The organism is Vibrio sp. QJM3NY_39 (genome assembly GCF_057785895.1).
The window spans coordinates 1,050,659-1,075,331 of sequence record NZ_CM173506.1; the positions used below are offsets into that span (position 1 = coordinate 1,050,659).

Annotated in this window: 21 protein-coding genes; 6 read left to right on the top strand and 15 right to left on the bottom strand. The window is 43.9% G+C overall.

Annotated features, from left to right (window positions below):
• Window positions 1-134: 134 nt before the first annotated feature.
• The 6 genes from AC3CHU_RS20590 to AC3CHU_RS20615 form a co-directional block, all read right to left on the bottom strand.
• Window positions 135-854 carry a glycerophosphodiester phosphodiesterase family protein gene (locus AC3CHU_RS20590; RefSeq protein WP_146456524.1) on the bottom strand — a complete coding sequence of 240 codons (720 nt, stop codon included), beginning with the start codon at window positions 852-854 and terminating at the stop codon, window positions 135-137.
• Window positions 855-910: 56 nt separating this feature from the next.
• Complete coding sequence (locus tag AC3CHU_RS20595; protein ID WP_372244528.1) at window positions 911-2,221, bottom strand: sn-glycerol-3-phosphate import ATP-binding protein UgpC; 1,311 nt, start codon at window positions 2,219-2,221, stop codon at window positions 911-913.
• On the bottom strand, window positions 2,211-3,053 hold the full coding sequence (ugpE, locus tag AC3CHU_RS20600; RefSeq protein WP_012601047.1) for a sn-glycerol-3-phosphate ABC transporter permease UgpE: 843 nt from the start codon (window positions 3,051-3,053) through the stop codon (window positions 2,211-2,213). The genes AC3CHU_RS20595 and ugpE overlap by 11 nt, the downstream gene beginning before the upstream one ends.
• 38 nt (window positions 3,054-3,091) lie before the next feature.
• A complete protein-coding gene (locus tag AC3CHU_RS20605) occupies window positions 3,092-3,973 on the bottom strand; it encodes an ABC transporter permease subunit (protein WP_488525540.1) in 882 nt (293 codons plus the stop codon).
• Window positions 3,974-4,219: 246 nt separating this feature from the next.
• On the bottom strand, window positions 4,220-5,512 hold the full coding sequence (locus AC3CHU_RS20610) for an extracellular solute-binding protein (RefSeq protein ID WP_488525541.1): 1,293 nt from the start codon (window positions 5,510-5,512) through the stop codon (window positions 4,220-4,222).
• A gap of 287 nt (window positions 5,513-5,799) precedes the next feature.
• Window positions 5,800-6,402, bottom strand: a complete 603-nt coding sequence (locus tag AC3CHU_RS20615) for a 2OG-Fe(II) oxygenase (protein WP_488525542.1) — start codon at window positions 6,400-6,402, stop codon at window positions 5,800-5,802.
• Window positions 6,403-6,814: 412 nt separating this feature from the next.
• Here AC3CHU_RS20615 and AC3CHU_RS20620 point away from each other — a divergent pair, with 412 nt between their 5' ends.
• Window positions 6,815-7,603, top strand: a complete 789-nt coding sequence (locus AC3CHU_RS20620) for an MBL fold metallo-hydrolase (RefSeq protein WP_488525543.1) — start codon at window positions 6,815-6,817, stop codon at window positions 7,601-7,603.
• 41 nt (window positions 7,604-7,644) lie between these two features.
• On the opposite strand, the gene AC3CHU_RS20625 is transcribed toward AC3CHU_RS20620, so the two are convergent.
• The 3 genes from AC3CHU_RS20625 to AC3CHU_RS20635 all read right to left on the bottom strand — a co-directional run bounded on the left by AC3CHU_RS20625 (window position 7,645) and on the right by AC3CHU_RS20635 (window position 11,930).
• Window positions 7,645-8,967, bottom strand: a complete 1,323-nt coding sequence (locus AC3CHU_RS20625; RefSeq protein ID WP_488525544.1) for an IS4 family transposase — start codon at window positions 8,965-8,967, stop codon at window positions 7,645-7,647.
• A 237-nt stretch (window positions 8,968-9,204) separates the two neighbouring features.
• A complete protein-coding gene (locus AC3CHU_RS20630) occupies window positions 9,205-10,842 on the bottom strand; it encodes a peptide ABC transporter substrate-binding protein (RefSeq protein ID WP_488525545.1) in 1,638 nt (545 codons plus the stop codon).
• A 194-nt stretch (window positions 10,843-11,036) separates the two neighbouring features.
• A complete protein-coding gene (locus tag AC3CHU_RS20635) occupies window positions 11,037-11,930 on the bottom strand; it encodes a DMT family transporter (RefSeq protein WP_488525546.1) in 894 nt (297 codons plus the stop codon).
• A 98-nt stretch (window positions 11,931-12,028) separates the two neighbouring features.
• Between AC3CHU_RS20635 and AC3CHU_RS20640 the strand changes: the two genes are divergently transcribed.
• Window positions 12,029-12,817: an AraC family transcriptional regulator gene (locus AC3CHU_RS20640; RefSeq protein ID WP_017081402.1), complete on the top strand. Its 789-nt coding sequence runs from the start codon at window positions 12,029-12,031 to the stop codon at window positions 12,815-12,817.
• A 279-nt stretch (window positions 12,818-13,096) separates the two neighbouring features.
• Here the strand turns inward: AC3CHU_RS20640 and AC3CHU_RS20645 are convergent, their stop codons facing one another.
• Together AC3CHU_RS20645 and AC3CHU_RS20650 are read right to left on the bottom strand one after the other, a co-directional pair.
• Window positions 13,097-13,306, bottom strand: coding sequence for a hypothetical protein (locus tag AC3CHU_RS20645; protein WP_488525547.1), 210 nt, complete (start codon window positions 13,304-13,306; stop codon window positions 13,097-13,099).
• A gap of 737 nt (window positions 13,307-14,043) precedes the next feature.
• Window positions 14,044-14,934, bottom strand: coding sequence for a LysR family transcriptional regulator (locus AC3CHU_RS20650; RefSeq protein ID WP_488525548.1), 891 nt, complete (start codon window positions 14,932-14,934; stop codon window positions 14,044-14,046).
• Window positions 14,935-15,037: 103 nt separating this feature from the next.
• Here AC3CHU_RS20650 and AC3CHU_RS20655 point away from each other — a divergent pair, with 103 nt between their 5' ends.
• Window positions 15,038-15,466 (top strand): nuclear transport factor 2 family protein, encoded by a 429-nt coding sequence (locus tag AC3CHU_RS20655; protein ID WP_488525549.1) that lies wholly within the window; start codon window positions 15,038-15,040, stop codon window positions 15,464-15,466.
• A gap of 260 nt (window positions 15,467-15,726) precedes the next feature.
• On the opposite strand, the gene AC3CHU_RS20660 is transcribed toward AC3CHU_RS20655, so the two are convergent.
• The gene (locus AC3CHU_RS20660; RefSeq protein WP_132982278.1) at window positions 15,727-16,926 is read right to left on the bottom strand and encodes an IS4 family transposase; all 1,200 of its coding nucleotides are present in this window, start codon (window positions 16,924-16,926) and stop codon (window positions 15,727-15,729) included.
• A 223-nt stretch (window positions 16,927-17,149) separates the two neighbouring features.
• On the opposite strand from AC3CHU_RS20660, the gene AC3CHU_RS20665 reads away from it, so the two are divergent.
• Complete coding sequence (locus AC3CHU_RS20665; RefSeq protein WP_488525550.1) at window positions 17,150-17,944, top strand: endonuclease I family protein; 795 nt, start codon at window positions 17,150-17,152, stop codon at window positions 17,942-17,944.
• Between the two features lie 60 nt (window positions 17,945-18,004).
• Here AC3CHU_RS20665 and AC3CHU_RS20670 read toward each other — a convergent pair whose 3' ends face one another.
• Genes AC3CHU_RS20670 through AC3CHU_RS20680 form a run of 3 tightly spaced genes read right to left on the bottom strand, consistent with a single transcriptional unit; the run spans window position 18,005 to window position 22,399 of the window.
• Window positions 18,005-19,138, bottom strand: coding sequence for a lipocalin-like domain-containing protein (locus tag AC3CHU_RS20670; RefSeq protein ID WP_488525551.1), 1,134 nt, complete (start codon window positions 19,136-19,138; stop codon window positions 18,005-18,007).
• Window positions 19,138-21,672: an ABC transporter permease gene (locus AC3CHU_RS20675; protein ID WP_488525552.1), complete on the bottom strand. Its 2,535-nt coding sequence runs from the start codon at window positions 21,670-21,672 to the stop codon at window positions 19,138-19,140. The genes AC3CHU_RS20670 and AC3CHU_RS20675 overlap by 1 nt, the downstream gene beginning before the upstream one ends.
• A gap of 4 nt (window positions 21,673-21,676) precedes the next feature.
• Window positions 21,677-22,399, bottom strand: coding sequence for an ABC transporter ATP-binding protein (locus AC3CHU_RS20680; protein WP_488525553.1), 723 nt, complete (start codon window positions 22,397-22,399; stop codon window positions 21,677-21,679).
• Between the two features lie 738 nt (window positions 22,400-23,137).
• Between AC3CHU_RS20680 and AC3CHU_RS20685 the strand changes: the two genes are divergently transcribed.
• Together AC3CHU_RS20685 and AC3CHU_RS20690 are read left to right on the top strand one after the other, a co-directional pair.
• Window positions 23,138-23,560, top strand: a complete 423-nt coding sequence (locus AC3CHU_RS20685) for an HTH-like domain-containing protein (protein ID WP_488525554.1) — start codon at window positions 23,138-23,140, stop codon at window positions 23,558-23,560.
• 421 nt (window positions 23,561-23,981) lie between these two features.
• Complete coding sequence (locus tag AC3CHU_RS20690) at window positions 23,982-24,446, top strand: DUF2971 domain-containing protein (protein ID WP_488525555.1); 465 nt, start codon at window positions 23,982-23,984, stop codon at window positions 24,444-24,446.
• Window positions 24,447-24,673 lie beyond the last annotated feature (227 nt).

Consider the following 24,673-nt stretch of genomic DNA (forward strand, 5'->3'; position numbering starts at 1 on the left):
CTAATAAGGCGAGCTAGTGAAACCAAGTGAGTAGCGGAATGTACTCCTACTCACTTGTGTTTACTACCTAATTTTCAGGTTTTTCAGGGTTAATTTTAAAGTCTCTCGGGGGTATTTTTGCGGTATTTACGAGGTCAATTTATAGGGTTGAATTGATTCGGAAAATCAGTAAATACAGCATCTACTTTTGAGATAAGCTTGAAGTGAGACGGATCATTGACGGTGTAGCACCATGCTTGAATGTTCGCTTTGTTGAGAGTGTCAAGATCGATCTGATCAACGTGTTCATAGTTCATGTGACAGCTGAACGCTTTGACCTCATTGATGAGCATAAGATCATCTTGAGTCAGTTGCTCTGTGATTACTCCCACTCGATATCTCGGTAAATGACGAGCCATTTCAGCAACCACCTTATGGCTGAAGCTCGAAAGTAAGACCTTATCGGTGTCTAGATTTGAGCGAATCAACTCGTCGTGCAGCAAATCAACGACATAAGGGGCTTGATGTCGGCTGTCGACTTTGATTTCGAGGTTGACGCTAAGATCATGCTGCTCAACAAGTGCGAGTAACTCTTCCAACGTCAGTATTTTTTCTCCAGCGAACTGCTCAGACTTCCAACGGCCAAAATCGAGCTGACGCAGTTCAGCAAGGGTGTGTTCATCAACTCGACCCTTGCCATCGCTGCAGCGCTCAAGCGTGTGATCGTGACAAACGACCAGTTGGTCATCCTGAGTGGGCTGAATATCAACTTCAATCCATTTCAAGCCGAGTTTAGCCGCTTGTTCAATGCTTGCTTTGGTATTTTCTGGGTGAGTACCTGCAACACCCCGATGACCTACGATGATAGACGACATAATTAATCCTTCTTAAAGACGCACCGTAAAAACGCATTAAATATCAGTGTACTCGATTAAGCTAGAGCCGTCGTTAAGCTTGTCGCATCTTCGTGTGACTCCTGTGAGGTGAAGTTATTTGGGTGAATGCGTTTGCCAAGATTGTCAAAAATATGCAGGTTGGATTTATCAATGCTTAATCCGAGCGGTAGTACTTGGCATAGTGTCGTTTCTGGCGTGACGGCGATAAAGGGTTGGTCGTTCACAAGGCCATGAACCAATTGATTCGGCCCCAATGGCTCAACCACACTGATACGCAGTTCGAGAGGCAAGGTGTTCATTTTTAATTCGGAACAAACCTCAGAGTGTTCAGGGCGTATGCCAAGCGTGATTGTCGCGTTCTTAACGTGCGCGTACTCTGGCAGATACATTTGTTGATCGCCGATTTCAAGATAGCCATCATCGAGCGTGGCAGTTAAGAAGTTCATCGCGGGGCTGCCAATGAAGCTTGCCACAAAGGTACTGGCAGGCTGGTGGTAAACTTCTCTTGGTGTGCCGACTTGTTCTATCTGACCTTTGTTGAGAACCACGATTCTATCTGCCAGTGTCATGGCTTCGACTTGGTCATGAGTCACGTAAACACTGGTTACGCCTAGCTCGCGTTGTAGCTTTTTGATTTCTAATCTCATGTGAGCGCGCAATGAGGCATCTAGGTTAGACAAAGGCTCATCAAACAAGAACAGTTGAGGGTCGCGAACGATCGCTCGCCCCATAGCAACACGCTGACGTTGACCACCAGAAAGTTTGGCTGGCTTGCGGTCTAGGTATTCTTCGATTTTCAGCGTTTTGGCAACTCTCTCAATTTTCTCTTCAATAAGGTGCTGACTGACTCCTCGATTCTTTAAGCCATAAGCTAGGTTTTTGTACACCGTCATGTGAGGGTAGAGCGCATAATTTTGAAAGACCATCGCGATATCACGCAGGGCAGGTTTCTCTGTATCAACCCGACGGCCACCTAAGTGAATCTCGCCACCAGAGATGCTTTCCAAACCCGCAATGGATCGCAAAATAGAAGACTTGCCACAACCAGAAGGACCCACCAAAACAAGGAACTCACCTTCATCGATATCAAGCGAGACTCCTTTGACGGCTTGATGGCCGTTTTCATACGTCTTGACCAAGTTTTTGATACCCAACATGGTGGCAGCTTTACGCGTACGATCGTGAGTGGCTTGGTTGTGCGCTAGCGTCTGCTTTAAGTTTGGCATCGAGGTGTCCTCTGTATTTTTGTGGATAGTTTGGTGAGAAGGCAGCTGAGACGTCTTGTACTCATCAAGTGATTGAATGCGGTTATTGTTCATTTGAGTTGTGTCGTTATTATTTTTCACTTTCTACTAGCCCTTTTACAAACCAACGCTGAAATACAACCACCACTAAAACGGGTGGCAACATGGCTAAAATCACCATGGCGAAAGCATAGTCATAGCGCGGTAAACTGGTTTCATTGATGTTGTTGAGTACTTGTTTTATGCCCATCACGATGGTGTTGTAGCCTTCATCGGTAGTCATCATGATCGGCCATAAGTATTGGTTCCAACCCACAACAAACATGATGATGAAGATCGCGGCGATCATGGTTTTAGATAGAGGCAGCAAGATATCGACAAAGAATCGAAATGGACCTGCGTTATCTAACTGTGCGGCTTCTAACAATTCATCGGGGATGGTTTTGAAGAACTGTCTAAAAAAGAAGGTCGCGGTGGCTGATGCGATCAAAGGTAGAATCAACCCTGTGTAGCTATTAAGAAGCCCAAGCCCTGCGACAACTTCATAGGAAGGGATAATACGAACTTCTAATGGCAGTAGCAGCGTTACGAAGATCAACCAAAACCACGCCGTGGCGTAAGGCAGTCGAAAGTAGACCAAAGCATACGCCGCCATCATCGAAATGATGATCTTACCGATCGCAAAACCTAGGCCCATGATCATTGAGTTGGCGATCATTTTACTGGCGGTGACTTCGCCACTGAAGCCCATACTTTTGTTCCAAGCTTCGCTATAAATAGCCGTAAAGTTATCGCCCGGTAGCCATTGCAGACCTTCGCTGACAATGGTGTTTGGATTGTGGGTTGAACTGGCAAAGATTAGCCAGATAGGGACTAACATAAACAGCATCCCAGCAATTAAAATTAGGTGGTCAGAGACCTTATTACTTTTCATAAATAACTCCTGTCGCGTTAAAACCTAGCTGTCGTGGGCTAGTAATGAACACGCTTTTCTACAACGCGAAACTGGATAAATGTAAGAGTGAGGACCAGTAGTAACAACACAACAGACTGTGCAGAGCTGCCGCCTAAATCTGCGCCAACAAAGCCATCTCGATACACCTTGTAGACTAACGACGTTGTGCCTCCGCCCGGACCGCCATTGGTCATGGTGTCTATCACGCCAAAGGTTTCAAAGAAGGAGTAGGTGAGGTTGATGACCAACAGAAAGAAGCCAGTAGGGGCCAGTAGTGGGAAAGTGATGGTCCAGAAACGTTTCGAGTCACTGATACAATCCAACATCGCTGCTTCTTTTACGGCGTAAGAGATCGATTGAAGCCCAGCCAGAAAGTAGATGAAATTCACCGAAACTTGTTTCCACACGGACACCAAAATCAGAGCAAACGTGGCATCAACAGGGTCGGTTTGGAAGCTGAAGTCCCAACCCACAACGGCAAATATTTCGGTAAACACGCCAATGTGTGGGTTAAACAAGAAAGCACCGATAACGCCTGCTATCGCGGGCGCAACCGCATAAACCCAAGTGAGGGTGACTTTGTATACGCCTTGTCCGTGAATGATGTTGTCGGCTTTCACGGCAAGCAGCAGAGCCAAGGCAAGTGATAAGAAAGAGACCACAATCGCGAACATCAAAGTAAAGCCAATCGAGTTCAGGTACTCGCTCGATTCGAATAGCATTTGGTAATTCTCAAACCAGACGAATATAGATGAGGTGCCCCAAGGGTCTTCCAGCATAAATGAAAGGTAAACCGCCTTTGCTGCTGGGTAGATAAAGAAAACGGCAATGATGAGGATCTGAGGCGCCAAAAATAGGTAAGGCAGCGGAGAGTGAAAGAATTGCTGACGTCGTTCCACAGGGTAATCCCTAAAAATAGTTACAGTAGCCACTATTAGATTAGTGACCGTTACCACTAGCGCGATATCAAGGCATGCATCCAGTTGAGTTATCGTTGTTGGAGCAAGAAATGGCGCTAATGAAGAACCTCCTCACGCCTTGCCATTACGTTTTTAATAACGCAGTGACAAGTGGTGAGGAGCAATGAACGGCTTTTGGTGTGTTAAGCCTTCAGTTCAGTTATCTGCTCTAGCTAAAAAGCAGAATTAGTTCATGGTGCGAGCGAAGCGTTTCAGTAGTTTGCTGCTCTCATCTTCGACTTTATCTAGGCTGTTCTCGACACTAGAGCGGCCTGCGAAGATGTTATCGAACTCACGGTGCATCACTTCACGGATCTGCGGGTAATAACCTAAGCGGTAGCCCTTAGTCCACTCGCCCGATTTCAGGCTAAGCTGCTTTACGCCCACTTCCGCGTCTGGCTGGTCTTTGTAGTAACCAGACTCTTTCGCTAGTTCATATGCAGCGGTCGTTACAGGTACATAGCCAGTGGTTTTGTGCCAGTAAACCTGAGTTTCAGGTTTAGTCAGGTAATCAAAGAACGCAGCCACACCTTTGTCTTGTTGTTGGCCATGGCCATTCAATGCAAACAGAGCGGCACCACCAATGAAGGTTAAGCCAGCATCTGAGTTAATCGATTTCCAGTAAGGAAGGTAAGTTGTGCCTAGCTCGAAAGGTGCGCGGTTACGTAAGCCACCGAATGAACCTGAAGAACCCATCCACATTGCCACTTCTTGACGCTCGAAAGGCGTTTGGTTTGCATCCCAGTCGCTGCCGTAATACTTGTAGTAACCTAGATCTGACCACTCTTTCATCTTGCTAACGTGCATCATCATATCTTTAGTGTTGAACATGATTTTAGTGGATAGGCCGTCGTAGCCGTTGTTCTGGTCAGAGACTGGTAGATTGTGGCGAGACTTAAAGTTCTCAAACATGATCCACGGCGTTAGAGATTGAGAAAACGCGATGTGCCCTTCTGCTTTCAACTTCTTGGCTACCACTTCTAACTCTTCATAAGTTTTAGGCGCTTTGGCACCCACTTCTGAGAGAAGGTCTTTGTTGTAGTAAAGAACCGGTGTCGAACTGTTGAAAGGCATACCAACCATTTTGCCTTGGTTGTCGGCATAGAAGTTACGAACGCCCGCCAGGTAATCATTCGAATTAAAGCTGTAGCCCGACTCAACCAGAATATCCTGTACTGGTTTCGCCACGCCTTTAGCGTTCATGATGGTTGCAGCACCGGCATCGAAGACTTGTAGAATGTTAGGAGCTTCGCCTGCTCGATATGCTGCGATACCCGCAGTTAAGGTCTCTGTGTATGAACCTTTATAGATTGGCGTGATCTTGTAATCATCTTGTGACGCATTAAAGTCAGTCGCAATCTTATTGACGGTTTCTCCAAGTTGGCCGCCCATTGCGTGCCACCAAGTGACTTGAGTCGTTGCGAGCGCGGGCATTGCTGCTGTTGCCGAAAGAACGCCTGCCAAAATTAGCTTATTCATCTTCTTTTCCTTTTGGATGAAATCTATGTAGAGGTATTGAATTAGAGTATTAACGAGACGGTAGGGGTGTCGTTTGAAGCTATCTTGAACAGGCCATATTTCACTTACGTGGCTAAACTGTTTCAGTGATATGAAAGATTCGTTTCGATTTTATTTAAGAGAAAAGTTATTGATGGTTTTGATGTTGAACATGTTCGGTTTTTAAGACGTTTTATTGGACAACTGTTGTTCAATAAAAAAGCCTCTCGATGGAGAGGCTTAGAAGAAGGTTCGATGTGGATACAGTTTTAGTGCGCGATATCCAATTGGTTGTCTTTCACGCCGTTAATTCGGAACCAACCAGCGATACTGAATCGCTCTGTGTTGGTTGGCAGTACCTCGTGTGGGAACTGTTCAGACAAGAATACCAACAGTCGACCACCCTTTGGTGGAATGGTCGCGATGTGATTGTCTTTCAGATCGTAAACCACGAGCTCCCCTGCGTCTTCCTCAGACCATTCGTCATTCATATAGAACACGGTGGTTAGGCGGCGGTTTTCATTGCCTTTAAAGCAGTCTAAGTGCTTCTGATAAAAGTCACCTTTTTCGTATTTAGCAAAGTGCGCTTCGTACTCGAACAGACCTAAAAAGAACGCTTGGTTTGCCTCTAAACGAATTTGTTCCATTTTGTCTAGGAACAGAGATGCTGGTTCGCCCATATCACGGCGTACCCACTGAATTTTGTCACTACGAATCGTTGCTTCTCGTGCTACTTCATCATTACGGCCGATCCTAGCCTTTTTCCAGTTCTCTGGAATGCAATCCCTCAATGCCACCACTTCTTCTTGAGTTAAGAAGTCATCCCAAACGAAATAACCTTGGGTAGAAAGAGCATCAATTAATTGGTTCATGTATAGCACTCAGACAATAAAATAGAGGCGCATATATAGTCCGAATAACTTAGGTCAACAAATCACGTATTTTGTCGTTACGATAAATGGTGCTGAGCGCTTAAAGCGTAAGGCTTGTTGAGCAAGGTTTTCGGTAATGTGAGCATTCGATAATGCTGAAAAATATCGGATTAAATTGATGCTCATCTTTGGAATCTGTTCCCGTTGCACTGAGTTGAGTTGAGTTGAGTTGAGTTGAGTTGAGTTGAGTTGAGTTGAGTTGAGTTGGATTTGAGTAATTTAGTGGATACCAATGGAAATCTTTATTCGAGCTTTCTATTCGGTTTAGGTTGTTTTTAACAAAATGATCACAATTGATGGTGAGTTTGCTATGGTATAGGTCTGACCAGTTGTTTTATCACAAGGAGTGGGTTTGCAACTGCATACCATTAAAGGTTATATCCAAGACATGTATCTCGTAGAGTACCCTGATAGGTTGCTGTTGCTTGATGGTGCATGTCGAGCTGACATCCCGCATTTGAAGGCTTTCATCGAAACAGAGCTTATGCGTGATTTTGCTGATCTACATACGGTTGTGGTTACGCACATGCATCCAGATCATGCAGGGGCAGCACACAAGCTCAGAAAGCTGACGAATTGTCATTTGGTGGCAGCAAACCGAGATAAGGATTGGTATCACGGCATTGATGGTATCTTGATGCATTTGACCGATTTGGCATTAGCACGGTGGATGGCGAATCGATTGGGCAGGCCCAAAGCAAACCTGTGGTATTCAAGAAAGTTGAAGCCGGACTACAAGCTGTCGGATGGTGACAGCATTCCGGGTTTTGATGATTGGTTGGTTCTGGAAACTCCGGGCCATACCGACAGAGACCTTTCCGTCTATTGCCCATCACACAGTGTTGCCTATGTGGCGGATTTAATGGTTGAGGTCAAAAAAAAGCTGATACCGCCTTTCCCAATTTTTCATCCCAATAAGTACCGAGAGTCGGTATCTCGTATCTATGACATGCAGCTCGACACCTTGCTGGTGGCGCATGGGGGACAAGTGAATTTGAGTGAGCAAGCCTTTGAACATCTGCTTGTGAGTGCACCAAGAAGGCCAGTGACACATTGGCGAGTGACTAAAATCAAACTCAAAGGATTGCTAAAATCTGTTTGGCGATTTGGGTTTAAAGATAAAAAGAATCGCCATAAATAATAAAGGCCAGTCTCAAAGACTTAATGCCGTTCGGATAAGCATTACTGCTTGAACCTAAACGGATATTTGGCTGGAACAAATAGGACTGAACGTGGAAACGTTCGGTCCTTTCTTTTATCTGGAAGAATGAAGTGACTCAGACTTTCTCTCATCCTTTTAAGTTTGACTGGTAGGGTTCCGTCTGGACTTAAAGCTAACCAACGTAACTGAGCATCTATAAGGTTAATTGCAGCAGTAAAGCTTACCCTAGTCGCTCGAACCCCGGCTTCTGAAGCTATCTTAACCATCTCTAATCGTACTAAGTTATAGGCAAGTAATACGCCCCAAAGCTCTTGCTTCACACCGGCAGAAAAACGACTTCGTAAAGTGACGTGACTTTGCAGTTGAGTCTGTTTAATTTCACCATAACCCTCTTCAATCTCCCAGCGTTGCCAATAAACACGCAGCAGGCTTTCTAGCGAGTATTTGCTAGGGTCTGTAAGTGAAGTAATAAAACCTTTTATCTCACCTTTTGGCTCTTGATATAGGACTAATCTGGCTTCCCAACGTGCGGGTAAATTCGGATTCTGCCGTTGAGCTTGAGGAGAGATAGGCATTGAAATGAGCATGTCGTTTTCCGCATATTTCTCCAACACTTCATAGCGTAGTTTACGTTTTGCAGGCATTAACCAGTGAGTATTTTCCGCACTCTCTTGCCACGACAACAAAAGGTCTGCCGAGAAATAACAACGATTAAGTAAGGTCAATGAGTGTGCGGGGATATCATTGAATAGGCGCTTAGCCAAGGTCGTTTCACCGACATGACAACCATCAAAAGCCGCCCCCATAATCATTCGTGTTTCTGTTGACATCAAAGCGACTAAACGAAGTTGAGGGTAAGGTTTCAATTTTTTAGAGATGAACCCAAATTCTTCAGCGTTCTCTGGGGAATCTTGATATCTAAATGTTGTTCCATCCACAGCAAGTACATTAAGTTCTAAGTCTCTGTCTTGTTGAAGGATATCTCCGTGCCAAGCCTTCACCGTTGTGTTAACTAGAGCTGCTAATGGGCTCTCATCTAGACGTCGACGTGAATCAGTTAGGACACTAAGTGCGACACGAGACCAACTATCTTCAGGTTTAGGCTGAAGCGCAATGTCTAATGAACTACATACCTCTTTGATAGACATGTTGCGTTGCAACCCCATCCAAATAACTAACCAGACAGCTTGCTGCGCGGGAAGTCGGCGTCGTCTTATGCTCGCTTTATTTGTTTCAAGAAGAGCTTGTTCTATCCACTCAATCTGAATAGCGTCGACGACAGATTCATAATTATCGGCATCTTCAATGGTCTCGTGTGCCATTGCTAATTCTTGTTCAAGCATAAAAAATCCCCATCAACATTGTTGATGAGGATTATCTTCTAACTGCAGGATCGTTCAAGTCTTCTTAAACGATCGGCATTATAGCGTAATGCTAGGTGTTTCTAAGCCGTTTGGTACTCATTGCGGTACCTTATTTTGTTTTCGCCAACTAACCGCTGTTTATCTGGTTTAGTTAAATTATTTTAGTCTTTTTACCACTAAAGTGGTAGTTAAAAATATTTGTTATTCAGCTCATTTTTACTCTTGAATAAAGTATAGATCCTTCGCGTAGATATTTCCTTTCGGATTATTGTTAGGGAAGCCTTTGAGAGTATTTCGCACTAATCGGGTGTGATTGTAATGATATAAAGGCATAACTGCTGCAGATTCGTTAAGTAGCGATTCAGCATGCTGGTAGAAAGTAAAGCGTTTAGACTGATCTTCCGTTTTACTTGCTTGCTGTAAGAGCTCATCGTAATCGGGATTGCAGTAGCCACTTTCGTTTGCCGTGTGACCACAAGTGAACGCCTCTAACAGTGCAGAAGGCTCTGGGTAGTCTCCAAATGCCCATGAGCGTGCAACTTGATAGTCACCAGCGCCTTTTGCCGCAACATACGCTTTCCACTCCATGTTTTCCAATTTTACCTTCACACCCAGCGGCTTCCACATCGATGAAATCGCTATTGCTATCTTTTTGTGATTTTCACTGGTGTTATAAGTCAGTGTGAATTTGAGTGGCTTGCTCTCGTTGTATCCAGCGTCAGCAAGTAGTGTTTTGGCTTTTGTTAAACGCTGCGTGCTGTCTAAAGAATTGAATTCGGATAAAGGTGCTGTGTAGTCAGGAATATTATTCGGCGTCACGCTGTATGCTTCTGGCTCACCTTGACCTGTAACTTTCTCTACCAGAATCTCACGATTGACGGCCATGCTCAGTGCTTGGCGTACTCTTACGTCATCAAACGGTGCTTGACGAGTATTGAATGAATAGACGTAAGAACCCAATAGAGCTTGCGCTTTGATCTGTTCAGGGCTTTCTTGGATTAATTTCTGGTAGTACTCAAGCTGAACGCGATTGGTCATATCAATTTCACCCGCTTGATAACGGATAAGCTCAGCATTTTGAGATGATAAGCCTAAATAGGTCACCTTGTTGATGACTGTCGACGTGTCATCCCAATAGTTTGGGTTTCTCTCGACTTCAACGTATTCGTTAGGCACCCATTTACTCAAAGTGTAAGCACCGTTGGTCGCGATATTTTCTGCGCGAGTCCATTGGTCACCTTTCTCTTGAACCAACTTAGCAGGCAAAGGGAAAAAGGTCTTGATGCCCATTAAACTCATAAAGTAGGGCGTAGGTTTTGAAAGTGAAATCTCAACCGTGCGCTTATCTAATGCTTTGATGCCAAGCTCAGAGGGAGCTTTGTCTCCTGATAGAATCTCGCTAGCGTTCACGATATTAGCCGTCGAAAAAACAAAACCTGTGTTGTTACCTGTTTTAGGAGACACAGCGCGCTGCCAACCAAAGACAAAATCGGATGCTGTGACTGCCTCACCATTCGACCACTTGAGGTTGTCTTTCAATACAAACGTCACGGTTTTGCCGTCTTTGCTGATAGACCACTCTTTGGCTTGCCCTGGGATGATTTGCCCGTCACTGTCCTCAATCACAAAGCCTTCAAACATATCATTGACGATAATGTCACCGGGCATACCTGAGTTTACGAAGCTTGGGTCTAGTGTGTTGGGCTCTGCGCCATTACCACGCACAAAATGTTGTTCCTCAGCTAATAGTTCTTCAGCTAATGGCACATCAGCAGGAACAGTGGCAGCAAAGCTTGAAGCAGATGACAAAGCAAGCAGAGACGAGATGATCACAGGGATCGTTGGTTGAGTCATTGTAATTCCTTTTACAACTTAAACGGTACTCAATGCATTAAACCTGAGTCGGTAACATGTTGCAACCACAATGAACGCGTATTAAAAGCATTTGAAAGGCTTGTGAATAAAACAACAGTGCCTACTTCGGGAGTAGGCACTGTGAGAAAAGTGGGTTTGAATATTTACCCTAATGTGAGCGTTGGGTAATGCGTTTAGCCTTGTTGAGGGAGAGGTGCCTCAAGCCTTGGTTTTCTTTTGATTTGAGCAAGGATGACACCGGAAATTACCATCACACCACCAATGATGTGGAACTGGTTAATCTCTTCGCCAAGCCATGTCGCGGCTAATACGATCGCAACAACCGGAAGCAAGTTCATGAACATCGCGCTTGAGTCTGCACCAATCGTGTCAATCGCCTTCACCCACATCCAAGGCGCTAAAATTGAAGCGGCAACCGCTGCGTAAGCTATCAATGGGAGCGCTTGTTGCGGTGGTAAAAGTTGTTCGCTGGTAAGCCAAAGTGGCGTAAGCATCGCGACAGCAAACAGACCCTGAATGTAAATCACCACCCAGCTACTGATTGGCATTTTCCAGCGTTTCAATAGCACACAGTAAGAAGCATAAACAAAGGCTGCAATTAGCATATAGCCATCGCCTTGAGTCAATTCTTGATGCATGAAGAATAACGGATCGCCTTTACCTAACATCAGAGCTAAGCCTGACAGTGACAACACACCGCCAACAATACTCAAACTAGAAATGGACTTGTGCAATAAGGGAACGCTTAGAAACACACTGATCAACGGGACTAAAGACGTGATCAATGCCATGTTGGAAGCGGTTGTGGTTAAGCCGGCGTAGTAACCTAGAGATTGGTTCAACACCATGCCCAAAAAGCCGAGGAACGCTAATTTCGATAGGTTTGGCTTAATGACAGCCCACTGCTTCATCACCGGGCGAATACAGAAAGGCGTGAGAATTAACATCGCAAAAAACCAACGGTAAAAACTCATCGCGCTAGGTTCTATGGTGCTTGCAGCAAGCTTGTTGACGATTGCATTGGCGCCCCAGATACAGACTGTAAAAAATGGTAAGAGATAATGCATGTGAATTCCGTCGCAAATGAGTTGATGCGGCTAGTTTGACAGGTCGTTATACTTACAAGTATCTTTAGAAAGACATCAGGCGCGATAGGAAGACAAGTTTGAAAAAACAGTCCAGAAACCTTCATCCATCCTTATCAATTGATAAGGCACCATCCAACGTATTTATGAATTTTGAAGCGTTTCTTTCGAACACTGAAACCCGAGTTCATAGCCACTCATGGGGACAGGTTCAATTGATCAGTGGCGGTATATTAGAGATGGAAGCGGAAAGCACCCGATTTCTAGCGCCGCCACATTTAGCGATTTGGGTACCAGCCGGGGTGATGCATTGCAGTTACAACCGTAAGCCTTTGGACTACTGTTCGCTAAATATCGCCCCAGAGCTAACGCAACATCTGCCAGATAAAACCAGCCTTATAAAGATCACGCCGATTGTGTCTTCTATCATCGATGATTTTCGCGATCGTGGAATCAATGTTGCGGAAACAGAACAAGATCAAAGACTTGTTCAGGTACTGCTTGACCAACTTGCGCAGCGTGAGGTTGAACATCACTTCTTACCTTCGACTGACAATAAGTACCTCGCGCCTATATTGGCTTCTGTTGAAGAAAACCCAACCGACGAAGTGACACTGAAAGATTGGGCTGAACGTGTCCACACCACGGAAAGAACCCTTTCTCGCCACTGCCAGACGGAGCTTGGAATGAGCTTTACAGAGTGGCGATTGCGTGTCCGCTATCTGTACTCGATGGACTTGTTAAGAAACGGCCAATCGGTCAAAGAGGTCGCTCTTACATTGGGTTATAACCAAGCCAGCCCATTTATCACCATGTTCAAACGTTACGCGAACCAAACGCCAGAACAGTATAAGAACCGATTGTTGTAGCTAGCTCGTGTTCCCAAAAGAACGGATGTTTTCACTAGTTAGTGAGTAGAGAGAACATAAGTAAATAGATACACCATAAGTGAATACGTGCCGTAGGAGCTTATGGAATCGCCCCTAATAGCCTGTATATTTCGTTATGTTGTTCGGTGACATCCTCATAGTGTTGGTTCAATAGAGCACTGTTGCTGCCGACCTTGAACAGTATGTACGTTTCTCCATCGACCTCGAACCAATTGAAGGTTCCATGCTGGTTATACGTGGTCATTGTTTTGTTTATCCTCATGAAATATACATCAGCAGCGCAAGACATGCAGACGTACATAAGCCAAAGAAAGAAAAGAAAAACCACGAGCCTAATACTGTTTTTTCTTTTCCTACCTCTTCATTACTTTGCTGCCAACCAAGTTCACGAACCTGATCCTTAGTAAGGTTGAAGTCGAGTTTCTCTATGTATCTGTTGAGTTCGTCATTATGTACTGAGCTATTCATGTTCTATCTCCCCTAAGCATTTGATTGGTATTTTAGGGGAGCTCAGTGTTTGGTTAAATTAGATATTTTGTAACAAGCGTTTAGATAAATAGAACATGATGAATAGCAAAAAGCCTCCGTCGTGGAGGCTTTGGTTAAAAGTGGTTTAGTCCATGGCTATCGCTATGTTTAAGCCTAAAAACTAAGTCTATGTCGAGGCTTGCTATGGAAGCATAAACCGTGTTTTCGATTCGTCTTCCGAAGCTGGAAGTTGGAGAGCATTTCTTGCACTCAACTGATAATAAGTATCTCGTGCTAATATTGCTTCTGTTGAAGGAAGCGCAACCGATGACATTATATTGAGATATTGAGTTGAACATGTCTACACTACGGTAGGCATCCTTTATCGCCATTACCAAAATGAGCTTTACAGATTAATGATTACGAATGCTTGAACTGCACTTGTTAAGAAGCGGCCAATTGGTCTCTCTTACATTGGGTTATAAATAAGCAAGTCCTTTTATCAAAATATTCAAGCGTCACGCGAAAAAATACCAGAACAGTATAAAAATCGCTTGTTGTGATTATTCATTTAAGTAAACTTTTTTTTGGGAACCTTTAAAGGCTGATCGACAAAAATAACTGAGATTAACCTTAACTCTCGTTGAACCTGATTAAAGTCGGAAATGCGGAAGAAACTCTACTTTGATATAGTAACCTTTTAATATCGATCCATTGTATAAATACAAAACTGAACATTAATTAAATTTGTTCCTTGTGAAATAATCACTTAGAAAGTCAATGATAGCTCTGACTATCGGTGACAAGTGTTTTCGTGAAGGATACAAGACGAAAATATCCAAATCTTGCAGTGCCCAACCTGGCAAGATTTGAACCAACTGGCCATTATCTATAAAAGGTTGAATTAGATAAATCGGTTGAAAAGACACGCCAGCACCATGTATGCAAGCTTGAGTTAAAGAAGTTGCTTCATTAGTTATCAGTCGACAGTTAACGTTTATAACTTTCTTCAAATCGTCTTTGTACAGTGTCCATGTGTTAGTTTCGATGTTTTTATGTCCCAAGCACTGATGATGAACTAAGTCTTCAGGTGAATTAATAGGTTGGTTTTTGTTTAAATAATGCGGACTAGCAACTAATATTGACCGGCACTTCGCTATAGGTTTTCCCAACAAATATGGCGGTGGGGACTTAGCTATACGAATAGCCAAGTCAATACGGTTATTGATTAAGTCTTGAGGTGAATCGAGCAACTCTACATCTATTTTTACTTTTGTATTTAATGACATGAATTCACTGATTGCAGGCATTAATTGAGAGTGACCAAATGACATACTTGTCGCGACACGAACTGTTCCTTGCAGTTCCGCTTTGGGCTTAAACTGGTCAATCATCCTCTCAGTATCATCAACCCAGCGTTTGAGATCTTCTAGGCATTCAACTCCCACGTTGGTTAGAGAAACTTTTCTAGTCGTTCGATGAAATAAACGAGCTTCAAACCACTCTTCCATTACGGCTATACAGCGTGTGACCATAGCTCTTGACATAGTCAAACGATCAGCTGTTGCGCTAAAGCTCCCTGTGTGGGCTACATCGATAAAAACTTTAGCTGCGACTATTTTGTCCATATTTTTGTACGTTTTATGAATTAATGATGCTCATTATTGCGGATATTTCATAGAGCGGCAATACGCTATGATACATACACTGTTTTTTGAGGAGTGAGAGAGTATGATTAAAATGAGTATTTTAATGTTATTATTGATAAGTTCTAGTTTATATGCAGGTCAGGGCCTCGAAGAGAGAAATAAATCGATAGTAATTTCTTTTTATAACGATGTTTTATTTGGTAGGGATTCTGAAGCGGTTGATAAATATATCGGTGACGAGTATATACAGCATAATCCAAGTATTCCTGATGGTAAAAATGCGCTAAAAAATTTCATTAATAATGTCCCAAGCACAACTCCGGGCGAAATTGTACGCGTTTTAGCTGATGGGGATTTAGTCGCATTACACGTCAAACGCTTTTCTCCTGGAGGTGATGAGAATAGGGTCATAGTAGATATTTTTAAAGTTGAAAACTCAATGATAGTAGAGCATTGGGATGTTATTCAGGCTATGCCCGATCATTCAATAAATGGTCATACTATGTATTAGTATACTCTTTTATTTTATGTGATTTAATGTGGGGTTAATTAAACAAGTGTTGTTTAAATAGCGAAGATTCAACTTTAAAGGATTAAGTTATGATTTTTTTGAAAATACTGATTTGTACAGTGATGAAATTTCTAGTGATAGAATTTCATGGGAGGTTAACTGTAATGAAAAATAAAATAAATTTATATGTCTTATTAGGTGGTGCTCGCCATAAAGTTAGCTATTTTTTGCGTCCTGTTATTGGGTGCTGACGGATCCCCTCATAATTTCCCTAGTCCTGCGTTGTGTGTGAGCCTTTGATATTCGAACATTCCCCATTGATATTGGGATTCATTAATTTGATATCGCCGATGATTTCGTACCTCTCTCCCTAGACGAGGTATGGATAGAACTCGGCGGTGTTTAATGCTGTTGGCTTGGAAGTCAAAATGCCATTTGGCTTGTACTGCAATTAGGCCATTCCACCACATCAAGATTTCAGCGAGCAACGCAATAAGAAGCAGGATATCTAATCGCTTAGTACAGCGAGTTCTGTTGTGACGAAGTGCGATCCCATAGGCGGTACTCTTTAGATCGCGGAAGGCTTCTTCTATCTGCATACGCTTGGCGTACAGATTGGTAATTTGTACTTCATTTAAGATATGTCGAGGGACATTAGTCGCGAGTAGCCACGGCTCCTTTGCACTGCGTTGATAGAGATGTGTAGCGGAGTGTTTTTGGCTGGTTCTACTATGGCGCTGGGCTTTTCGGCCTTTTTCTAATCCCTTATAAACATAGGCTTCACAAGATATCGGTGATCTCTTTGCTAATAAGCAGTTGCCAAGATATTTGGGTTTATGGACAGCGTTTGGATAAAAGGTTTTATTTGAGACCCAAGGTTTTTGAGGTTGTTTGATTGATACTTCACCTCGGACACGACCTAACCAAAACCAACCTTTCTCCTGAACTTGGCGGAACCAAGTATTTCTAAAACCCGCATCAGAAACGATGATCGGACTGATTTTATTCGGCAAAATACTCTGCAATTTATCGAGGAATGTTTGGTGACTTTTCGGTGAATTGTATTGGCCATACTCAAAAACTTGTTCAAAGATTGTGACGGCTCGACCATCAAGTGCAACGGATGCTCTTAACGTCATATAACGAAGTTGTTCACGAACATCAGACCAATCCACAAGGATCACAGGGCATGGGTTAGCGCCCGTTATTAAGTAGGCATGCCATTTATAAATAAGGTCTTTTTCACGATGTAGTTGGCGATTTCCAAGCAGTCTATCAACGCGTTTGATCGCATGTTTTACCGTGGTATTAGTTTCTAGTTTGCGACCTAGTTTAGTCAGCGTTAAGTCTGAGCCGTCAAGTACACTTTTTGTAGCAAGTATCAGAGAACTAACGCGTTTTTTGTGAATGGAGGGGCATTGGTTTTGTATGGTTTGTTGTAGAATCTGAATGTCGCGCATTATTAACCCACTTGTTCGAAATGTGTGTTCAGCGATATTCATTAGATCAAAGACGGCGATGCGCGTCTACCTCGTTGTTTTTACGCCTGATTATGAGGGGATTCGCAAGTATTGGGTGTTCATAGCTAGTTTCCAAAATGTTACGTATGAATTGTGTTTTGTAGAGTATTAGGGCACTCATTAATGATGGGTCATTAAAACAATAACAAGGATACTTAAAACAATGAAAATGCGTTTAAATCTAAGCCTTTTCCTAATTTCTACAGCTCTTAGTCCAGTTGCGCTAGCTGATATTACATACCCTGATGGCTACTACCTCGAAGTTGAAGGACTCGACGGAAATGCGTTAAAAGATATGCTCGGCGTGATTGCTGCTCGTGGGCAAAAGCAATTAACGTACACTCAAGTTTGGTCTGCATTGAAAGACACCAACGAAGACCCGAACAATCCGAACAACGTGATTCTGTATTACAGCGGCCGTTCACAATCCAAAGACTTTACCTCATCGGGTAACAACGACAAAAATGCTTGGAATCGTGAACACCTTTGGCCTAAATCTTTTGGCTTTAAGCGCAAAGATCAATGGGGCTATATCGATATCCACCACCTACAGCCAACAGATGCCGAGATTAACTCCATCCGTTCAAATAAAGACTTTGATTTTGGCGGTTCGCCATTGAAAAAGTCGCCACTGAACAAAACGGATTACGACAGCTTTGAACCTCGTGATGCAGTGAAAGGTGATACCGCACGTTCAATTTTCTACATGGCTGTGCGCTATGAGGGCAACAACGCAAACATGCCTGACTTGTATCTGGTTGATGATACTTCGAGTACGTCAGGTAAACCTAAAGTTGGAAAGCTATGTACGTTGCTTCAATGGCATAACGCTGACCCAGTAGACAACTGGGAACGTCAACGCCACGAGAAAGCCGTGCAGTGGCAAGGTAACCGCAACCCGTTCATTGATAACCCAAGCTGGGTAAACGATATTTATGGCAGCCGATGTAACGGTTGATTTTATTCTTATTCGTCTGTTAAAAATTAAAGCTTCTCATTTCAGAAATATGCTGTTGGCTTAATACCCAGTCAACTCCATATAGCCAGATCCGGAATGAGAACCTTTAATCATGATTGGCCCCTCCCAATAAGGAACCGACAGCGGCATTTTGGCATTTGGATTGAGTGCCGAGACGGTCAGTTCGATCTGTTGAGTTGGAATTGAAATTTGCCATTCTGTTGGATAATCGCGTCCGTCGATTTCTGTTTGCTTGACGGCGGTTAGGGTTATCTCTTGTTGTGAAATGGCAATGCCAGAACCGTCTTGCTGCATTAATCTTACGTTAGCATAACTGGCTTCGCCTGATGTTGAGTTTCGAAGCTGAAATACCACTAAGCTGGTTTCATCACTCAGCCTTAGCGCAAACCAATCCCAGCCTTGTTGCGAGTCGAGTAAAAACTGCGAGCTCCACTCTCTGTCTATCCAACCTTTGCCAGAAACCTGATGAGTGACTCCATCAATGGTTACCTGGCCCGATACATCAATGAATGGTTGGCTGTAGTAATAGGAAGCCACTTTGCCATCGCTACTTTTAGTGCTGTAGCCTTGTTCGCCTTGCTTTTGATAAGGCGCGTTGCTGGTTAACTTAAGCGAGTAGCCAAATTGACCCGAGTTAGCGACCAATGTAGCTGGGAACAGGTCATCGGTCGTCGACGTCCATTGCCAGTCATCAAGATAGACACGAAATGGTGAAGCGCTTACTCCTGCCAGTTCTACTTGGTTACGTGACCACTTTTCATCGGCGTAGTGTTTGTCTTTGTTCGTGACTGCACTGTGCGCCATGTAGATCTGCTGGCTTTGCCACGTAGTTTCCTTAGTGCCATTGCCACTTTCCTGTGGTGTAGCCGCGAAGCGGAATTGTGTCCATTGTACGCCCAGAGCATTACCATTCTCATCAATCAAGTTTGCGGTTAAATACCACCATTCATGACGAAAATCAGGGTGTGCTTGATGGTCGGCAGGGAAGGTGATCTCCACGCCTTTTACTACTGGTGTGAATTGCTCAGTCTCTTTTTGTGTTTCATTCTCGGTTTGTGTTTCTGCGCCAAGTATCGAACCCATATTTTGAGCTGATGGTTGCGTGGACTCCTCGCATCCTAAAAGGAGCAAGATGCCAAGTGTGAGAGCGAAAACTCTCATTGATCGATTCATCACAACACCTCACTTTGCAAACTGGATACCACGGGTTTACTGACCAAACGCCACAGTGGAATCAAGGTCGCAAACACAGCCACTAAAATGGTGATGGCTGCGATGCTGAGTGCATCACTCCAATTCCATACGTAATTTAAGCTCCAACCAAAGGCGCGCAGGGTGACGATGTCCGTCAATACATAACCGACCATAGCGCCGAGTGGTAAAGCGATAACCAGAGTGAAGGCGACCAGAACTACGATTTGCCCGACCACCATCGCCATCAATTTTCGCTGACTCACACCGAGCGCGTACAACCTTGCAATAGCGGCTTTGCGTGCATCGAGCAACATGAAACAGGCGCAGAACAACCCTATCACCGCCACCATTAAAGTGACGCCATTAAGCGCCCTAGTGATAGCAAAGGTTTGTGAGAAGATATCTAAAGCGATCGATTTGATCTGTGATTGATCGTAAAGCTGACTTGGGTGCAGATTGAGTTGTTGGCGTAGCTGTTCGTACACCACTTGTGGGTCGCCAGAAACTTTGATTCCCAAGCTGGTGGGTAAGTCAGTAAATCCGCTTTCGAGCCATAAATTAGGTGCAAGCAACACTTCGCCATTCGGTGAGCCGTAATCATGGAAAATCGCCCCGACGATGAGTGTTTTGTCTTGGATCGCGTCGAGCTTGAGTTGGCTTCCAAGGGACAAGCCGAGCTTCACCGCCGTAGGTTCGCTGATCGCCACGAATTCACCTTGGTAAAAGCGCGTCCAGAAATCATCAAGGTGGGATTGGAATACCATGGTTTGCTCAAGTGTGTCTTTGTCTTTGGTGCCGAGCAAAGTAGGTAAGCCCTGCAAGTTATCGTCGACATAATATTGCTTATAAACGGTTTCAACATTTTCAAACTGCTCTAACGCACGTTCCACATTCGCGATTTCACCTTGGGCAGGGCTAACGTAAATATCGGCATGTAAGCGCTGTTCAAGCCATTGCTTTAACGTGGATTCAAAGCTGCCGACTAAGGTATTCATTCCGATATTGGCGGTGACAGCGAGAAGCAACGCCATCATGGCAAGGGAGAGAGGGGAGATAAGTTCACGCAGCTCAGCGAACAGATATTGTATTAACCCCGATTGGGTACGTTTTTCGCTCCAGTTCGCTAACACGCTGAGCGTTTTGGGCAGGTACAAAGGAATCGACACCACTAACACACCGAGCCATGCCATGGTGAAGCGATGATGTTCGCTCAGCCATAACCCTGCTAACGCGACAATGGTTAATACTGACCCGATAACAAACAGTTGATTTTCGTTAGACGCTTCCGGCGCTTGATAGAAACCACCATGGGAAGAGAGGGGTTGTCGTACCCGCTGTTTAAAGTGCTGCCAACACGCGACAAGCGTTGCGGCCAGCGTGAGTAGCAGTGCCTGCACTAACCATTGCCACTGCCATGTGCCGGGAAGCAGTGTTGCACCATAAAGTTGCTCAAGCGTTATCGCGACGGTTGGGTGTAGCCAATGGCTGAGTTGAATGCCGAGAATGAAACCAAGCGACGCGCCCATTGTGACTAAAAGAACCAGCTCGACTAGCAGAGCTGAAAATACGATGCTTGGCGCAATCCCAGCTTGTTGAATTTGCACCAACAGCCGATTACGTTTCAGCAAACTGTACTTCACGCCATTGTAAGCGATGAACAGGCCAACCAAAAACGCCAACAAACTCATGGCGGTGAGGTTGAGGTGAAAGCTATCGGTAATTGAACCGAGATCCGTGCTTTGGTTGTTGGAAATCCATTGCCCCTGTTTGCCGATAAGGCTTTGCCATTTATCCTGAGTATTGCTGTTCGTGTCGCTCTTAGTGTCAAAAATAGCGATGTAGCTCAGTTGCCCTTGCTTGTTAAGCAGTTGCTGAGCGAACCCAATATCCATCAACATTCGGCTACCGAGCTGCCATTCATCTGGCAATACCACGACTTTGGTGAGCACTTCATCCAAAGTGAGTGTGTCTACTCCTCCCAAGTTCTGGTGTTGCGACTGGCTCATCATCACAATGGGTTCACCCGCTAAGAGTTGCGGCAAAGGTAAGGCATTGTCGAACAGGGAAATGTTTGGCTCTTTGGTTTGAGTATTGCTTTTCTCGTCGACGCGAGCGTGACGATTTCTTGAAGTGAGGGCGGCGATCAACTCACTGCCTTGAACAGACCAACGTCGACCTTGCTCGTCTCGTATTCGCCCTTCAATCACGGGCAGCGCTGCGCTTAACCCACTTTGTCTTAAGTTGAAGTAGAGCGATTCTGGCAAATAGTTTTGCCCTGCTGGTGGAATGATAAGGTTTTGTGCTTGGGCGCTAAGTTGCTCGGTCGATTCTGCATAACTGCGCTTGGCATTGAGGTTGATGGCTTGCACTGCGACAAACAAGGTGACCGCTAGCACAATACCGATCAGAATCGCTGCGGCTTGCAATGGTGATTGACGATAGTGCGCCGCGAATAGATTCAACGTCAGTTTAGTATGGGTGATCTGGCTCTGTGCGAAGCCAGTTTGTTTCATTGGATTACTCACAACGTTGCTGCTCTTTGGCTTGGGTTCGATCTGCGTTCTTTAAACAACCATCATCTAACACCAATTTTGTCTGCATAAAGCTGGCGCATTCTGGGCTGTGCGTAACCAAAAGCACGGCAGTGTTGCCTTGTGTAGTGATTTCACTCAGCAGCTTCATAACCTCCAACCCTGCTTTGTGGTCAAGGTTGCCAGTGGGCTCGTCGGCAAGCAATAGTTTGGGTTTATGGGCTAGCGCACGCGCAATAGCGACTCGTTGTTGCTGACCGCCAGAGAGTGCGGATACGTGTCTTTCGAGTAGTTCACTGATGCCCAATGCATCAACTAAATAATCGCACCAGTCGCTCCATTTCTGTTGATTTAAATGGAGAGGAAACGCGATGTTTTGTTTTACGTTGAGTGGGGTTAACAAGTTGAACTGCTGAAAGATAACGCCCAATTTTTGATGACGAAATCGGCTCCATTGTGGATCTTTCCAATTTGATGTGTTCTCGCCATCAAGCCACAATTCTCCACCAGATAGTTCGCCACCGGATAGAGGTTCAAACCCCGCAATGATATTCAGCAGAGTACTTTTCCCACTGCCACTCGCCCCTGTCAAAGCCACGCTTGCCCCTTTCGCCAAAGTGAAGTCGACACCTTCCAATACGTGATGGGTATCTTTGCCATCAACAAAGCTTTTGCTGGCATGTGTGAGTGTGACAATTGGGCTTTCCATTTCCTTTCCTTATAACCAAAACTAACCATCAAAAGGTGTCGTTACTTGTGGCAATTATTGAAGCGACAAGCTCTATAAAACTGTAGACAATAATTTAAAAAATTAGAGCGATTTATATCGAATTATTAATAACTTGTACTTCAAAAATAGGGAAAGAGATCAGTGTGGGGGGAGAATACAGTTGGTGGTGGGAGCTTAGAGTCACCTCGGAGGCTTTGAATTTTTCGTCAGACGGTTCGTGATCTCGTTTAAGTGCAATAAATCATGGCTCAAATTATTAAACGTTTTATTTATGAAAGCGGGGTGGGTTGGTGATCACAACGAGCTAGCCATCGTGACTAACTCAGAGCTGCCCCAAAATGAGCCATATAGGGATTGAACTCAGGTTCAAACTCAGGAACTTGCCTTACTTTCCCTCATGCCTAGAGTTCTAACTTTGTCCCCAAATTCCTAATCCACTAGACCACTAGAGACTGTTCTTCAAACACAACTACGCACGAATACGTTGTTTAAGTGTTTCTAAGCTATTGAATAGTATAGAACAAAATAGAAGTTCTTGATTGATAACGTGCCTCGAATAGGAGGCAATGTGTGTTTGCACGGTTTTTAACTAGAAATTATATCAAAACTGAATTATATACATAATTTTCAGTTGGTTAGAGAGGGTGCTTAATATATGCTAAATACACCAATTCGTGCTGGCACGATATTAAAATGTTATGTACTTTGGAGGAAAAAGTGGAAATTTGCTCAAACGAGAAATGTGGAAAGGCATTTAAAGTTTTTGTTTCTGGTGCAGGCTTTGTTGGTGGTGAAGAGCTAGAAGATATCGACTGCCCTTACTGCAAACAAACAGTTCGTCGTGAAAGGACAAGCGGAACTTATCTTGAATCTAAGCTGGATGTACATAAAGTTCTCAACGAGTCGAGCTCAATCCGTGATTTTGCGGAGGTTTTGCGTGCCATGTATCAGGATGCTCCCCGCGGTGAGCAGGTGTTAATGATTCATCTGTTTGGTATTAAATTTGGTGACGTAATCCGAACAAAAAGCATAAATATCAGTACATTAGTCACCGAAGCTAGAATGAGCACAAACTATGTAACTGAGCTAAATAAAGGCATTGGCTTGGCTAAATATGTGCAACTAAAAGAACGTACATAACAAACAATTTAAGAGTGATTCCCCACGCTTGGCACTTTTGGTTTGGGTTTAGTTCAGTGTTTACGGTGTCCAAATTGAGTGCAGTGGTAGCGTGGCTCACACCTTAATTGGGCGTTATACAAATAGGTGAAAAATTGAAGCTGTACAAATATGTTCCATTTTCAGATGGTTCTAAGAACATCCTATCAAATTGTACTATGAAGTTTTCGTCAGCAGAGGAGTTTAATGATCCATTTGATTGTGTTGTCTCTTATGATGTTGAAAAGTCATTAGAATATGCTTTGTCGAGAACTGATTTACTTGAGAATGCTAAGATGGTTTTTCAAGGGAATGTAGCAGATGAGGGGACAATGCTCGAGAACCTCAAAAGTTCATTGGTGTCCGGAGATTTTACTAAAAGCATGACCTCAAGTTTTGGTATATGTTCCTTTCTGAGACTTTTGAAAATATCTTAATGTGGTCACACTATGCGGATAATCATAAAGGTTTTGTTGTAGAGTTTGAAACACCAACAAATTTTGCTGAGTTTTTGGAGACGCCTGAATATTTGTTAATTGCATGGGCTGTGCAGTACAAAAGTGATATGCCCAAGGTTACGATGGGAAAGGCTGATGGTTTTGAGGCTCTAGCTGAGCAATTTCTGGTAAAAGCAAAAGATTGGGAATACGAGCAAGAGCATAGGTGTTTAGCTCATATTACAGGTCCTGGAATACATTCTTTTTATCCGAAGTTGATAACAGGTGTTATTGCTGGAGCTAAAATGTCAGATGCAGATTTGAATGAGTTGCAGCTATTAGTTAAGTCGTTTGAACGTAAACATGACGTAAGTCTATCGTTTAAGCGCGCAGTAAAAGCTAAAGAGCAATATCGGTTAGAATTTGTATAACAATCTGTTTATGTTCCAATACAAAAAAAGCCAGTGGGTAAAGTACCTCCACTAGCTTTATTATATGGTGCGGGTTGGGGATTCGAACCCCGGGGACTATCTCGAGAACATCTGTGAATCATATCAAGCAATAACTGAATCTTTGGTTACCCGCAGTACCCCTGAGCCGCACCATTCAATCATCGTATTCAAGTCCATAACTGGAACTCCCATAACTGTACATGCTA